Origin of the sequence: Streptomyces sp. SudanB52_2052, assembly GCF_964272415.1 — a bacterium.
Taxonomy (GTDB): Bacteria; Actinomycetota; Actinomycetes; order Streptomycetales; family Streptomycetaceae; genus Streptomyces; species Streptomyces olindensis.
In genome coordinates this window covers 7,685,115-7,698,980 of sequence record NZ_OZ186796.1, presented here as the reverse complement: position 1 = coordinate 7,698,980, position 13,866 = coordinate 7,685,115, and the positions used below count along the sequence as shown (strand labels likewise).

At 72.4% G+C, this 13,866-nt stretch carries 16 protein-coding genes; 8 read left to right on the top strand and 8 right to left on the bottom strand.

All coding sequences use genetic code 11. From position 1 onward, the window contains the following. Positions 1-3: 3 nt before the first annotated feature. Complete coding sequence (locus tag ACSUPV_RS34605) at positions 4-1,173, bottom strand: thiolase family protein (protein ID WP_436949182.1); 1,170 nt, start codon at positions 1,171-1,173, stop codon at positions 4-6. A 93-nt stretch (positions 1,174-1,266) separates the two neighbouring features. On the opposite strand from ACSUPV_RS34605, the gene ACSUPV_RS34600 reads away from it, so the two are divergent. From ACSUPV_RS34600 to ACSUPV_RS34590, 3 genes are all read left to right on the top strand, one after another. After that, complete coding sequence (locus ACSUPV_RS34600; RefSeq protein WP_031115075.1) at positions 1,267-1,737, top strand: winged helix-turn-helix transcriptional regulator; 471 nt, start codon at positions 1,267-1,269, stop codon at positions 1,735-1,737. Between the two features lie 160 nt (positions 1,738-1,897). Then, positions 1,898-2,773 (top strand): undecaprenyl-diphosphate phosphatase, encoded by an 876-nt coding sequence (locus ACSUPV_RS34595; RefSeq protein ID WP_037768451.1) that lies wholly within the window; start codon positions 1,898-1,900, stop codon positions 2,771-2,773. Between the two features lie 96 nt (positions 2,774-2,869). Continuing rightward, positions 2,870-3,049: a hypothetical protein gene (locus ACSUPV_RS34590; protein ID WP_078651099.1), complete on the top strand. Its 180-nt coding sequence runs from the start codon at positions 2,870-2,872 to the stop codon at positions 3,047-3,049. A gap of 58 nt (positions 3,050-3,107) precedes the next feature. Here ACSUPV_RS34590 and ACSUPV_RS34585 read toward each other — a convergent pair whose 3' ends face one another. Next, positions 3,108-3,710: a DUF4291 domain-containing protein gene (locus tag ACSUPV_RS34585; RefSeq protein WP_037768449.1), complete on the bottom strand. Its 603-nt coding sequence runs from the start codon at positions 3,708-3,710 to the stop codon at positions 3,108-3,110. Between the two features lie 93 nt (positions 3,711-3,803). Between ACSUPV_RS34585 and ACSUPV_RS34580 the strand changes: the two genes are divergently transcribed. After that, complete coding sequence (locus ACSUPV_RS34580) at positions 3,804-4,274, top strand: nuclear transport factor 2 family protein (protein WP_031115079.1); 471 nt, start codon at positions 3,804-3,806, stop codon at positions 4,272-4,274. Between the two features lie 68 nt (positions 4,275-4,342). Next, positions 4,343-5,920 carry an apolipoprotein N-acyltransferase gene (gene lnt, locus ACSUPV_RS34575; protein WP_436949181.1) on the top strand — a complete coding sequence of 526 codons (1,578 nt, stop codon included), beginning with the start codon at positions 4,343-4,345 and terminating at the stop codon, positions 5,918-5,920. Here the strand turns inward: lnt and ACSUPV_RS34570 are convergent. Continuing rightward, positions 5,844-6,749: a Gfo/Idh/MocA family protein gene (locus tag ACSUPV_RS34570; protein WP_382614335.1), complete on the bottom strand. Its 906-nt coding sequence runs from the start codon at positions 6,747-6,749 to the stop codon at positions 5,844-5,846. The genes lnt and ACSUPV_RS34570 overlap by 77 nt on opposite strands. Further along, positions 6,721-7,947 (bottom strand): FAD-dependent monooxygenase, encoded by a 1,227-nt coding sequence (locus tag ACSUPV_RS34565; RefSeq protein WP_436949180.1) that lies wholly within the window; start codon positions 7,945-7,947, stop codon positions 6,721-6,723. The genes ACSUPV_RS34570 and ACSUPV_RS34565 overlap by 29 nt, the downstream gene beginning before the upstream one ends. Before the next feature lie 90 nt (positions 7,948-8,037). Here ACSUPV_RS34565 and ACSUPV_RS34560 point away from each other — a divergent pair, with 90 nt between their 5' ends. From ACSUPV_RS34560 to ACSUPV_RS34550, 3 genes are all read left to right on the top strand, one after another. Continuing rightward, a complete protein-coding gene (locus ACSUPV_RS34560) occupies positions 8,038-8,661 on the top strand; it encodes a TetR/AcrR family transcriptional regulator (RefSeq protein ID WP_436949179.1) in 624 nt (207 codons plus the stop codon). Positions 8,662-8,672: 11 nt separating this feature from the next. Continuing rightward, a complete protein-coding gene (locus ACSUPV_RS34555; RefSeq protein WP_031115083.1) occupies positions 8,673-9,185 on the top strand; it encodes a DinB family protein in 513 nt (170 codons plus the stop codon). Positions 9,186-9,288: 103 nt separating this feature from the next. Continuing rightward, on the top strand, positions 9,289-9,822 hold the full coding sequence (locus ACSUPV_RS34550; RefSeq protein ID WP_359790689.1) for a hypothetical protein: 534 nt from the start codon (positions 9,289-9,291) through the stop codon (positions 9,820-9,822). Between the two features lie 9 nt (positions 9,823-9,831). On the opposite strand, the gene ACSUPV_RS34545 is transcribed toward ACSUPV_RS34550, so the two are convergent. From ACSUPV_RS34545 to ACSUPV_RS34530, 4 genes are all read right to left on the bottom strand, one after another. Then, positions 9,832-10,395, bottom strand: coding sequence for a hypothetical protein (locus ACSUPV_RS34545; protein ID WP_359790647.1), 564 nt, complete (start codon positions 10,393-10,395; stop codon positions 9,832-9,834). A gap of 144 nt (positions 10,396-10,539) precedes the next feature. Continuing rightward, positions 10,540-11,223, bottom strand: a complete 684-nt coding sequence (locus ACSUPV_RS34540; protein ID WP_037768439.1) for a uracil-DNA glycosylase — start codon at positions 11,221-11,223, stop codon at positions 10,540-10,542. 94 nt (positions 11,224-11,317) lie between these two features. Beyond that, positions 11,318-12,904, bottom strand: coding sequence for an ABC transporter substrate-binding protein (locus ACSUPV_RS34535; protein ID WP_037768436.1), 1,587 nt, complete (start codon positions 12,902-12,904; stop codon positions 11,318-11,320). Between the two features lie 199 nt (positions 12,905-13,103). Then, positions 13,104-13,862 carry an SDR family oxidoreductase gene (locus tag ACSUPV_RS34530; protein WP_037768434.1) on the bottom strand — a complete coding sequence of 253 codons (759 nt, stop codon included), beginning with the start codon at positions 13,860-13,862 and terminating at the stop codon, positions 13,104-13,106. Positions 13,863-13,866 lie beyond the last annotated feature (4 nt).

The window sequence follows — 13,866 nt, the reverse complement described above, 5'->3', positions numbered from 1 at the left end:
GGTTCACACCCGTTCCAGCACCATGGCGTTGGCGAGCCCGCCCGCCTCGCACATGGTCTGGAGCGCGTACCGGGCGCCCCGCTCCCGCATGGCGTGCACGAGCGTCGTCGTCAGCCGCGTGCCGCTCGCGCCCAGCGGATGGCCGAGGGCGATGGCGCCGCCGTGCACGTTGACCCGGTCGAGGTCGGCCCCGGTCTCCTGCTGCCAGGCCAGGACGACGCTGGAGAACGCCTCGTTGACCTCGAACAGGTCGATGTCGTCGAGGGTGAGCGACGCCCGGCGCAGCACCTTCTCGGTCGCCGGGACGACGCCCGTGAGCATCAGCAGCGGGTCGGAGCCGGTGATGGCGAAGCTGTGCAGCCGGGCGAGCGGGCGCAGGCCGAGCCGGGCCGCCGTCTCGCTCGACGTGATGAGCACGGCCGAGGCGCCGTCGTTGATCGGGCTGGCGTTGCCGGCCGTGACGTTCCACTCGATCTGCTGGAAGCGCTCGGCGAAGCCGGGGTCGTAGTAGGCGGGCTTGAGCCCGGCGAGGATCTCCGTGGTGCTGCCTGGGCGGACGCACTCGTCGCGCGTGACGCCCTCTAGGGGCGCGACCTCGGCGTCGAAGAGCCCCGCCTCCCAGGCCGCGGCGGCCTTCCGGTGCGAGGAGACCGCGAAGGCGTCCATCCGCTCACGGCCGATCGACCACTTGGCGGCGATCAGCTCGGCGCTGATGCCCTGCGGAACAAGCCCCTCCGGGTAGCGCTCCGCGACCCCGGGCCCGAAGGGATCCTTGCCCTCCGGCACGTTCGACCACATCGGCACCCGGCTCATCGACTCCACCCCGCACGCCACGACGAGGTCGTAGGCGCCGGAGAGGACGCCCTGCGCCGCGAAGTGCACGGCCTGCTGGGAGGAGCCGCACTGGCGGTCCACGGTGGTCGCGGGCACGGACTCCGGGAGGCCCGCGGACAGGACGGCGTAGCGGGTGGTGTTCATGGCCTGCTCGCCGACCTGGTCGACGGTGCCGCCGATGACGTCGTCGATCAGCGCCGGGTCGACGCCGGACCGCTCGACCAGCGTGCGCAGGGTGTGGGCGAGCAGCTCCACGGGGTGGACGTGTGCGAGGGCGCCGTCGGGCTTGCCCTTGCCGATCGGGGTGCGTACGGCTTCGACGATCACTGCGTCACGCATGTGCGGGCCTCCACGACTACCGGTGAGTAGGAAATCCGAACTCACGGTATCCCGCAGGGTTGGAAATTCCAACCCTCTCCTAGACTGAGCTTCATGGCCGCCAGCAAAGACCCGCGCCCCTGCTCCATCGCCGACACCCTCGCGCTCGTCGGGGAGAAGCACTCCCTGCTCGTGCTGCGGGAGGTGTGCCTCGGCAACGGCCGGTTCGACCAGCTGGTGCGCAACATCGGCGCCCCGCGCGACATCCTCGCCACGCGGCTGCGCCGGCTCGTGGACGCCGGGATCCTGACCAAGCGGCCCTACAGCGAGCGCCCGCAGCGTTTCGAGTACCTGCCGACGCGGGCGGGCCTGGAGCTGGAACCGGTCCTGCTGACCCTCATGGCGTGGGGGGACCGCCACCTCCGCGCGGACGGCGACCGCCCGATGGTCGTGGAGCACTCCTGCGGCGAGGCGCTCGCCCCGGTCGTCACCTGCCGGGCCTGCGGCGACGAGGTGCGTCACGAGGACCTCACAGCCCGCCCCCAGGCGCCCGGCTGGACGGTCACCGGACCGACGGCGGCCTGATCCCCACTGCTTGACGGCCGCTTCCAAACCCCTGTGTCGGGGCGGCCTCCGCGGGGCGCTACGCTTCCCCCTCGGCACACCTGATCACCCGGTCATCACACACGGCGGCCCGGTGTGCACGTCGTCCGTCCCACGATCGGCACTTGGACTCCGCTACCTCATGTCTTGGTTCGAATCACTCATCCTCGGACTCGTCCAGGGGCTGACCGAGTTCCTGCCCGTCTCCTCCAGCGCGCACCTGCGTCTGACGGCGGCCTTCTCGGGCTGGGAGGACCCGGGCGCGGCCTTCACGGCCATCACGCAGATCGGCACCGAGGCCGCCGTGCTGATCTACTTCCGCAAGGACATCGGACGGATCATCTCGACCTGGACGCGCTCGCTCACGAACAAGGCGCTGCGCAGCGACCCCGACGCGCGGATGGGCTGGCTCGTCATCGTCGGCTCGATCCCGATCGGCGTGCTCGGCGTGACGCTGAAGGACCAGATCGAGGGGCCCTTCCGCGACCTGCGGATCACCGCGACGATGCTGATCGGCATGGGCATCGTCCTGGGCATCGCCGACCGGCTCGCGGCACGCGACGAGAGCGGCGGCAAGCACCGCGCGCCCAAGCAGCGCAAGGCCCTGGAGGACCTGGGCGTCCGCGACGGCCTGATCTACGGCGTCTGCCAGGCCATGGCGCTCATCCCGGGCGTCTCCCGCTCCGGCGCCACCATCAGCGGCGGCCTGTTCATGGGCTACAAGCGCGAGGCCGCGGCCCGCTACTCCTTCCTGCTCGCCATCCCCGCGGTGCTGGCCTCCGGTCTGTTCGAGCTGAAGGACGCGACGGAGGGCGGACACGTCTCCTGGGGTCCGACGGTCTTCGCCACGGTCATCGCCTTCGGCGTCGGGTACGCGGTGATCGCGTGGTTCATGAAGTTCATCTCGACCAAGAGCTTCATGCCGTTCGTCTGGTACCGCATCGCGCTCGGCATCGTCATCATCGCCCTGGTCAGCATGGGTGAGCTCAGCCCGCACGCGGGGGAACCGGCACACTGACGCGGCGCGTGTGACCCGCATCTCGTGACCAACCGCATAGCGATCCGGTAGCCGTCCGGTAGCGGCCTGTCAGTGGCTGCCCCTAGGCTTGTCCGCATGTCCCCCGATTCCCTGACCCCTGGTTCCGTGCGGTCCGCTGCCGAGGTGAACGAGGAGATCCGTGCGCTCTGGCAGCGCACGGGCGGCACCCTGTCCGCCGAGGAGCGCGCGGAGTACGAGCTGCTGGTCGTCGAATGGGCCGCCGCGATCCGCGGCGGCGTCGTCAAGGCGGCCTGACCGGCAAGCGCCGGCAGCCGCCGTTCCGGCCTTCAGCCGGCAGCCGCCGTCCCGATCCTCAGGCGCGTAGCCGCGCCAGCACCTCGTCGTCGACCGGATAGGGCCGCTCCTCGGGCAACAGCCCGGCGGCCGCGTCGAGTTCACCCGCCCGCACCCGACGGTGGACCTCCGCCGCGAGCGGCGTGACGTCCTCGATCCCCACGATCCACTCGTCCGCGTACCGGGCCGCCGCCTCCCCCGCGAGCCCCAGCTGGAGCGACCGGTACGGCAGCGGATCGAGACGCAGATCCCGCTCCGGATCCCACTGCACCCGTGCCGGCGCCTGCCTCAACTGCCGCTGCCACGCGGCCCGGTCGCCGTGCAGGGCGGGCACGTGGTGGGACAGGCAGGCGTTGCGCAACGCCCAGTGGAAGCCCTCGCGGCTGATCTCGATCGCCAGGACCGTCTCCTGGCCCTCCTTCGTGCCCCAGCCGCAGCGGTACATCATCCACAGGAACGACGGCTTGATCCACGTCATGCGCTCCCGCTTCCAGGTGGACGGGAAGCGGCCGTCACGGGCCGCGGGGCCGCCGATCTCCGGGCGGTAGGCCTGGTAGACGGTGAGCGTGGACGCGGTGTGGCGGGCGCGGACCCGGAATCTCGGTTCGTTCTGATCGTTCACGAGGGACAGGCTCGGCCCCGGTGCCCCTCGACGGCCACCGAATATCACCGCACGGCTCTTCACTCGGCCCCTCCCATGCCCAACACTGAGCCGATGACGCAGCGCGTGGAGCTCGCCACCGTGAGGGACCGGCTGGCCGTCGACGGACTGATCACCGACTACGCGGTGGCGGTCGACGACGGTGACTGGGAGGCGTACCGGGGGCTGTTCGCCCCTCAGGGGCGGGCGGACTACCGGTCGGCCGGCGGCATCGAAGGAGAGGCCGGGGCGGTCGCCGCGTGGCTCGCCGAGAGCATGCGGCTGTTCCCGATGCGCCAGCACCTGATCGTCAACCGGCGGGTCCGGTTCGGGGTCTGGGAGCACGACACCGGCGACACGGCCCAGGTCCAGGCCGACTACGTCAATCCCATGGCCACCGAAGGGCCCGCGCCCGACTTCGTGTGCGGCGGCCGGTACGCCTTCGCCCTGCTGCGCACCGACGCGGGCTGGCGGCTCAGCGAGGTGGTCGTCCGGGAGAAGTGGCGACGCCTTCCCGAGCGGCGGGCGGCACCTGTGGTCAACTGACCCGGCGTCCTCTGTCCTAGATCGTCCGCAGGACGCACACTGGAGGCATCCGCGGGTAGGAGGCGCCTATGAAGACGCTCGGCCACTGGCTCGCCTCCCCCTGGCGGCGCTCGGCCGCCGCGGCGGTCGCGGGCGCCCTGCCCGTCCTTGCCTTCCCCGCCCCGTCCCTGTGGTGGTGGGCCTACGTCGCCCTGGTGCCGTGGCTCCTGCTGCTGCGGACGGCCCCGAGCGGGAAACGGGCGCTGTACGAGGGCTGGTGCGGCGGCTTCGGCTTCATGCTGGCCATGCACCACTGGCTGATGCCGTTCCTGCACGTGTTCACGTTCGTCATCGCCGCGCTGCTCGGTGCGCTGTGGGGCCCCTGGGGCTGGCTGGTGCGCCGCCTGCTGGCCGGGGTGCCCTCACGGAGCCGGATCGCGGCCGCGCTCGTGGTGCTGCCGTCGGGCTGGCTGGCCGTCGAGCTGGTCCGCTCCTGGCAGGGCCTGGGCGGGCCCTGGGGCATGCTCGGCAGCAGTCAGTGGCAGGTGGAACCGGCGCTGCGGCTCGCCTCCGTCGGCGGGGTGTGGCTGATCAGTTTCCTGTTGGTGGCCCTCAACGTCGCGGTCGCCGTCCTCGTCGCGGTCCGCCGGGCCCGCGTGCCCGCCGTGGCCGGTCTCGTCGTCACCGCCGTCGCCACCTCCGCCACCTGGACGCTCGCGCCCCGCCCCGCCGTCGACGGCCAGGCCAGGATCGCCGTCGTCCAGCCGGGCGTCATCGGCGGCGCGGACAGCGGGGACCGCCGGTTCGCACGCGAGGAGCAGCTCACCCGGCGGCTCGCCGGACAGGACGTCGACCTGATCGTCTGGGGGGAGAGCAGCGTCGGTTTCGACCTCGGAGACCGCCCCGACCTCGCCCGGCGGCTCGCGGACCTGTCCCGCGCGACGAACGCCGACATCCTGGTCAACGTGGACGCCCGGCGCTCCGACAAGCCCGGCATCTACAAGAGTTCCGTCCTGGTCGGGCAGGACGGCCTGACCGGCCAGCGCTACGACAAGATGCGGCTCGTGCCCTTCGGCGAGTACATCCCGGCCCGCTCCCTGCTCGGCTGGGCCACGTCCGTCGGCAAGGCCGCCGGTGAGGACCGCCGGCGCGGCTCCCAGCCGGTCGTGATGAACGTGGGCGGCAGCGGCCTGCGCACCGGCCCCATGGTGTGCTTCGAGACCGCCTTCCCCGACATGACCCGCCACCTCACCAAGGAGGGCGTCGACGTGCTGATCGGCCAGTCGTCGACCTCCACGTTCCAGGGCAGCTGGGCCCCCGAGCAGCACGCCACGCTCGCCGCGCTGCGCGCCGCCGAGACCGGCCGTCCGATGGTGCACTCGACCCTGACGGGCGTCTCCGCGGTGTACGGCCCGAGCGGACAGCGCGTCGGCCCGTGGCTCGGGACGGACACGTCCGCCGCGCAGGTCTACGACATCCCCCTCGCCCACGGCACCACGCCCTACGTCCGCCTCGGCGACTGGACCGTGCACGCGGCCCTGCTGATCCTCGCCGCCTGGGCCGCCGGCGAGGGCGTACGGACCCTGCGGCTCAGGCGGTCCGCTCCTGAACCGCGCGTACGACCCGCTCGCACAGCTCATGGGTCTCCAGCGCGTCCCGGGCGCTGAGCACCTTGCCCGCCCGCACGGCGTCCAGGAACGCCAGCACCGCCTGCTCGATCCCGCGCTGCCGGGCCACCGGCACCCAGTCCCCGCGCCGCCGCACGGTCGGCTGACCCTTGTGGTCGATCACCTCGGCGAGGTTGACCACCTGCCGTTTGGTGTCCTGCCCGGACACCTCCAGGATCTCCTCGGCCGAACCGCTGAGCCGGTTCATCACGCCGAGCGCGGTGAAGCCGTCCCCGGCGAGCTGGAGCACCACGTGGTGCAGCAGGCCGTCCCGGACACGGGCGCGCACGGTGACGTCGTCGATCGCGCCGGGCGCCAGGAACCTCAGGGTGTCGACGACGTGGATGAAGTCGTCGAGGATCATCGTGCGCGGTTCCTCCGGCAGCCCGATGCGGTTCTTCTGCATCAGGATCAGCTCGCGCGGGTGGTCGGCGCACTGGGTGTAGCCGGGGGCGAAGCGCCGGTTGAAGCCGACGGCCAGGCTCACGTCGCGCTCCTCGGCGAGCGCCACCAGCCGTGCCGAGTGGTCGAGCGCGTAGGCGAGCGGCTTGTCGACGTACGTCGGGACGCCCGCCTCGAGGAGCCGCGTCACGATCTCCGGGTGGACGAGTGTGGGCGCGTGCACGAAGGCGGCGTCGAGGCCCGTCGCGAGGAGGGAGTCGAGGGTGGTGTGCCGCCGCTCCGGCGGGAGGTGGAGCCCGTCGGCGACCCGGTCGAGGGTGGCGGGCGTGCGAGTCTGCAGGTGCAGCTCGACCCCGGGCTGGAAGGCGAGGACCGGAAGGTACGCCTTCTGCGCGATGTCACCGAGTCCGATGCAGCCGACCTTCACCTGGTGTGCTCCTCTGGCCGTTGCCTGCCGGGGTCTGCTCGGAAGCATACGGGGGCTGCGGCGGCCGCCAGTCGGCGATGCCGTCGAAGCTCCGCAGGAACAGCGCGGGCCCGGCCTTCGACAGCGCGGCCACGACCGTGTCGCGTACGGCGGCGCCGACGCGGCCGGTCATGAGGTTGAGGCGGGCGACCCTGACGGCCTGGCGCGCGATGGAGGTCGTACGGGGCAGCCGGTCGGCGGAGTAGGCCGGGAGGTCCTCGCAGTGGTGGGCGAGGACGATCGCGTCCTCGATGGCCTGGTTGCCGCCCTGGCCGAGGGTCGGGGGCATGGCGTGCGCGGCGTCGCCGACCAGGGCGACCCGGCCGCGGTGGTAGGCGGGCAGGGGCTCGGCGATGTGGTGGACGTCGTGGCGCAGGACGTCCTCGGGGCGGGCGGCGGCGAGCACGGCCGGGATGGGGTCGTGCCAGTCGCCGAAGCGGCGCAGCAGCTCCGCCCGCTCGTCGTCCGGCGCTCGTCCGCCGGCCGGGGTCACGGCGGCGGCGTAGGCGTAGACGCGGCCGTCCTTGAGCGGGTGCGTGCCCCAGATGCGGCCCCGGCCCCACGTCTCGTGCGAGGCGAACTCGGCGCCGGGGACCGGGATCACGACCCGCCAGGTCGTGAAGCCGGCGTAGACGGGCCCCGGGTGGGTGGGGAAGAGCGCGGGGCGTACGGCGGACCGGACACCGTCGGCGCCCACCACCACGTCGGCCTCCAGTTCGCCGTCCGCGGTGGTGACGCGGGCCGGGCGGTCGTGGTCTCCGCTGTCGAGGAGGGTGGCGGCGGCGTCCGTGCGGACGGTGCCGGGCGGGAGCAGGGCGGCCAGGCGCTCGATGAGGGTGGCGCGGTGCAGCAACACGAGCGGGCCGCCGAAGCGCTCGGCGGCGGCGTCGGCGGAGGAGCGTGAGAGCCATCGCCCGGAGGGAGTGCGCAGGCCGCCGTCCCCGGTCCAGGCGGCGAGGTCGCGGATCTCGTCGCCGAGGCCGATGACGTCCAGCGCGCGCAGGGCGTTGGGGGCGAGGGAGATGGCGGCGCCGACCGGTTCCAGCGAGGGGGCGCGCTCCAGCACGGTGACGCGCCGGCCGCGCCGGTGCAGGGCGGCGGCCGCGGTCAGGCCTCCGATTCCGCCGCCGATCACGACGGCGTGGTCCGCCTGTGCCATGACTCCTCCTCGGGCCGGCCACGGTCACTACATCTGTAGTGACCCCTTCGAGGCTACTACAGATGTAGTGAGGCGGGTAGCGTGAGCCGCATGTCCGTACGCACCGCCGGTTCCTCCCGCGCCGACCTCGTCGCCGACACCGCCCTGGCCCTGCTCGCCGAGCGCGGGATGCGGGGCCTGACGCACCGGGCGGTCGACGAGGCGGCCGGACTCCCCCAGGGCTCCACGTCGAACCTCGCGCGGACCCGGCAGGCCCTGCTGGAGCTGGCGGTGCGGCGCCTGGCCGACCGCGAGGCGCGGGTGCTGGCGCTGCACGAGATGCCGGAACCGCGGGCCGGCGCCGGTCCTCTGGCGGACGCGTTGGCCCTCGCCACCCACCGCGCCCTGACCTGCAACCGCGAGCTGACCCGCGCCCGCTACGAACTGGCCTTGGAGGCGACGCGCCGCCCCGAACTGCGGGCGTGCTTCGACGCGATGGGCGCCCGCTTCCGCGAGCAACTGACGGCCCTGGTCACCGGGATGGGCTCGACGCACCCGGCCCGGCACGCACTGTCCCTGATCGCCTGGGCGGACGGGCTGATGTTCAGCTGCGTGGCCGGGTCGTTCAGCACCGAGGTGCCCAGCCTGGAGGAGGTGCGCGCCGGGCTGCGGGAACTGCTGGACGGCATGCTCGGCCACGGAAAACCCGTGGCCCGGCAAGGGACATCGGGATAAGGATTGCCTCCATGACGACCGAACGCCGTATGCCTGCCACGACCGCCGACGAACGCACCATGCTGGAGGGCTGGCTGGAGTTCCACCGGCAGACCCTCGCGTGGAAGTGCGAGGGCCTGAGCGACGAACAGCTCAGGTCCGCCGCCGTGGAGCCCTCCACTCTGTCCCTCATGGGGCTGGTGCGACACATGGCCGACGTGGAGCGGAGCTGGTTCCGCCGGGTGATGGCGGACGAGGACGCGGCGCCCCTCTACTGGAGCGACGAGGACCGCGACGGCGAGTTCCGCCTGACCGGGGCGGACACCTACCAGGAGGCGTACCGCGCCTGGCAGTCCGAGATCGAGACCGCCCGGAGCATCGCGGCCCGCTTCGGCCTGGACGACCTCTCCGAGGGCGCGCACCGGCGCACCGGCGAGAAGTTCAACCTGCGGTGGATCTACACCCACATGATCGAGGAGTACGCCCGGCACAACGGCCACGCCGACCTGATCCGCGAGCGCATCGACGGCTCGACCGGCGACTGACGTCACCCACGGCCCGCGGACGCCCTCCGTACGGGGCCGGACATCACCCGTGCGGGGCATCCTCCGCCGGTCCGCCGTACCGCCCCGCGCCGCACGGGCCAGAGTGGCGCGGGTGCATCGAACGACGACCACCGCGACGCTCCTGGTGACCGTGGCTGTCTCGGCCCTCTCCGGCTGCGTGACGGTCCAGCATCCGCCCGTTCCCGGGCCGCCGACGGCACCGTCCCGGCCGTCGGCGCCGCAGCCGGCGGGGCAGACGGAGACGCAGATCGTGCAGGCCCCGGCCCGCGAGGCCCTGCAGCTCATCGAGGAGTCCCGCCGCCCGCGACCGGCCCCGTCCGAGTCCCGCCTGGAGAGCCCGGCGGCGGACCCGCCGCGACAGCACCGGCCGCCGGCCGGTGACCGCGACATCCGTCCGCGCCCCGCCCGCCCGGAACGCCCGGAGCGCCCCGAGCCGGCCCCGCGCGGCCCGCAGCGGCCGCGCCCCGGCCTCCCCGACGTCTCAATGTCAGTACGGCAGGACGTCCACCGGAACGTCCCGGGCGGCACGGACGTGTGCGCGCTGGGCAGGCGCTACGGGGGATGGCGGGCCGACAGCCCGGAGGCGACCATCTGCCAGGACACCTACGGACGGTGACCGACTCCGTCAGGGCCGCTGCCTCGGCGGCCTCCCCCACGGCCCTCCGCCGGTCTCGCCGCCGCCTTCCCCCAACCGGGACTCCAGCCGCCGGATGGCCGCCCACACCCCCGCCGCGTAGCCGTCGTCGGTGAGGGCGGCGGCCGCTCCCCTCGCCCGCCGCAGATGGGTACGGGCGGCGTCGCGGTCACCGAGCCCGGCGTAGTCGGCAGCCAGGCTGACGTGCAGGGCGGGGTAGAAGGCGCGCACCGCGGCCGCCGTGTCCCGCGCGGCCGCCCTGTCCCGAACGGCCGCCCCGTCCCGCGCGCCGAGCCCGTCCTCGGCGATCTCCTCGGCCGCCGTCAACGCACGCAGGTCCCAGGCCAGTTCGTCGGCGGGGTCGTCCTGGGTGTCGGCCAGGTAGTGGGCGAGGGTGCAGCGGTGCAGCGGGTCTCCGTGCTCCCCGATCTCCGCCCACAGGTCCAGGAACCGGTGCCGGGCCTCCTCCCGGTCCCCCGCGTGGTGCAGCATCACGACCTGCCCGATCCGCGTCAGCACGGCGTCCGGCGCCGCCTGCCCCTGTCGCTCGACCACCACGCCCTCCGCGCCCTCGCCCGCTGTCCTCCCCGACGCTAACCGCAGGCGGGGGCGATCCGGCTCAGGCCGCTCCGTGCGCCACCGGGCTGTTCGGGGCCGCACGGCCGGTGCCCGGCGCACCGGCCGTGCGGCCCGTCGCCGTCAGCCCAGGTTCGGGATCGTCCAGTCGATCGGCTCATGCCCCTGCGCCGCCACCGCCGCGTTGATCTGCGTGAACGGGCGGGAGCCGAAGAACTTCCTCGCCGACAGGGGCGAGGGGTGCGCGCCCTTGACCACCACGTGCCGCGACTCGTCGATCAGCGGGAGCTTCTTCTGCGCGTAGTTCCCCCACAGCACGAACACCGCCGGGTCCGGCCGCCCGGCCACCGCGCGGATCACCGCGTCGGTGAACCTCTCCCAGCCCCGGTTCTTGTGCGAGTTGGCCTCACCGCCGCGGACCGTGAGCACCGCGTTGAGCAGCAGCACGCCCTGGCGCGCCCAGGGCATCAGGTAGCCGTTGTCCGGGATCGGCGTGCCCAGCTCCTCGTGCATCTCCTTGTAGATGTTGCGCAGGGACGGGGGGATGCGCACGCCGGGCCGGACCGAGAAGCACAGGCCGTGCCCCTGGCCCTCGCCGTGGTACGGGTCCTGGCCGAGGATCAGGACCTTGACCTCCTCGTACGGCGTGGCGTCCAGCGCCGCGAAGACCTCCTCGCGAGGCGGGTGGACGGGACCGTTCGCCCGCTCCTCCTCGACGAACTCCGTCAGCTCCTTGAAGTAGGGCTGCTGCAGCTCGTCACCCAGAACCCCGCGCCAGGACTCGGGCAGCATGGCGATGTCGGTCACGTCAACGTCCTCACGATGTGCGGTCACTTCAGGCCTCAGAACCTACAGGCGACCACTGACAACGCGCCCCGGGAAGCCGGACGTCCGCCGCTGCCTACCAGGCGGTCTTGCGGTGCAGCTCCCACATCATCATGATCGTCGACGGGTCCAGGGCCCGCTCGGCGCCCGAGACGTCCCGGCTGGCCGCCACGTACTGCCGGCCCTGCCACAGCGGCAGCAGCCGCGCGTCGTTCACGAGGATCCGCTGGGCCTCCTCGAACTCCTTCTCCACGCTCGCGCGGTCGCTCTCCCGGCGCGACCGGGGCAGCAGCTCGCCGGTGATCTCGGGGGCCGGGTAGGGCGTACCGAGGGCGTTCTGCTCGCCGACGAACGGCGCGATGAAGTTCTCGGCGTCCGGGAAGTCGGGGAACCAGCCACGCCCGAACACCGGGTACTCACCGTTCTGGTAGCCCTCGACGTAGGTCTTCCAGGGGCGGCTCTTGAGGCTGATCGTGAACAGGCCGGAGTCCTCCAGCTGGCGCTCCAGCTCCTTGAACTCCGCGGCGGTCTCGGAGCCGTAGCGGTCGCTGGTGTACCAGAAGGTGAGCGGGACCTTCTGGTTGATGCCGGCGTCGGTGAGGATCTTGCGGGCCTTGGCCACGTCCGGGTCGCCGTAGTCGTCGAAGAAGCCCGTGGTGTGGCCGGTGAGGCCCTTGGGGACCATGGAGTACAGCGGGTCGACGGTGTCCTTGTAGACCTTGTGGGCGATCGCCGCCCGGTCGACGACCTGGGCGATGGCTTGGCGCACGGCCTTCTTGTTGGCCCAGGAGTCCTTCGGGTTGAACACCAGGTAGTTGATGTCGGTGCCGGTGCCCTCGACGAGCTGGATCTCCTCCTCCTTGGAGGTCTTGCTCTGGAGGTCGACGACGTCGCCGGCGGCCAGGCCGCGGTAGGTGACGTCGATCCGCTGGTCGCGCAGGGCCTTGACCATGGTGGCCGAGTCCTGGAAGTAGCGGATGGTCACCGCGTCGTTCCGGCGCTCCGCGTAGCCCTTGTAGGAGTCGTTGCGGACGAGGACGGCCTCCTTGCCGTCGTCGTAGGAGTCGAGCGTGTACGGCCCGGAGCCGACGACGTCCTCGCCCTCGTGCAGGGAGCCCTCCGGGTAGGCCTCCGGGGAGACGATCGACATGGCGGGCGTGGCGAGCACGAACGGGAACGTGGCGTCGGGCTTGTTGAGGTGGAAGATCACCTCGCGGTCGTTCGGCGCCTGGACCCGTTCGAGGCTGCCCAGCAGACCGGCGGGGCCGCCGTTGACGTTGATCTTGCGGATCCGGTCGAACGAGTGCTTGACGGCCCGGGCGTCGAGCGCGTCGCCGTTGGAGAACTTCAGGCCCTCGCGCAGTTCGCAGCGGTAGACCTGGTTCGAGGAGTCGCTGAAGCCGCAGCTCTCGGCGGCGTCCGGCTGGGGCTCGGTCGCACCGGTCGGATAGCTCAGGAGCGTTTGGTAGATGTTGCGGAACAGCTCCCACGAGCTGTCCCAGGAGGCGGCAGGGTCGAGCGTGCTGGGGGCACTGGTGGTGCCGACGACGATCGGCCCTTCGTCCTCCGGGGTGTCGGACGACAGCACTCCGCAGCCGGTCACCAGGGACGATATGGACGCGATGGCCGCCACCCGCCGCAGGCATCGGTTCCGGTTGAACACGCGCACGCTCCTCGATCTGCCATACCAAGGGTCGGCAGACCATACCGCAGTGCCGGGGCCCCTGACCCTCCCCCGGACCTGACTCCTTGATCGATAAACATGTGACTACGTTGTCATCGCCCTTTGCGGTGCCTTTGCGCGTGGCACGGGCGCCCCTCGTGTTGAGGAGCGCCCGTGCCGTGCGGCCCGTACGCCGGTGTCAGCCGGTGCCGGCGTTGAGGAAGATCCCGCCGTCCACGACGAGCGTCTGGCCGGTGACCCAGTCGGACTGCTCGGAGGTGAGGAACGCGGCCGCGCCGCCGATGTCGGCGGGCACGCCGAGCCGGCCGAGCGGGTAGGCCGCGGCGGCCTCCTCCTCCCGGCCTTCGTACAGGGCCTGGGCGAACTTGGTCTTCACGACGGCCGGGGCGATCGCGTTGACCCGCACCCTGGGCGCGAACTCGTGCGCGAGCTGCACGGTCAGGTTGATCATCGCGGCCTTGCTGATGCCGTAGGCGCCGATGAACGGCGAGGGCGACAGGCCCGCGACGGAGGCGATGTTGACGATCGCGCCGCCGTTGTCCTTCTGCCAGGCGTGCCAGGTCTTCTGGGCGAAGCCGAGCGCCGAGACGACGTTGGTCTCGAAGACCTTGCGGGCGACGTTCAGGTCGAGGTCGGCGATCGGCCCGAACACCGGGTTGGTGCCGGCGTTGTTGACCAGGAAGTCGATGCGGCCGAAGGCCTCCATCGCGCGCTCGACGGCGACGGCCTGGTGGGCCTCGTCGTGCGCCTTGCCGGCGACGTGGACGGCCCGGTCGGCGCCGAGCCGCTCCACTGCCTCCTTGAGGGCGTCCTCGTTGCGGCCGGTGATGACGACGCGGTCGCCGCGCGCGACGAGCGCCTCGGCGACGCCGTAGCCGATGCCGCGGCTGGCGCCCGTGACGAGGGCGACCTTGCCGGAGAGTTCCACGGAAGTCATGTTC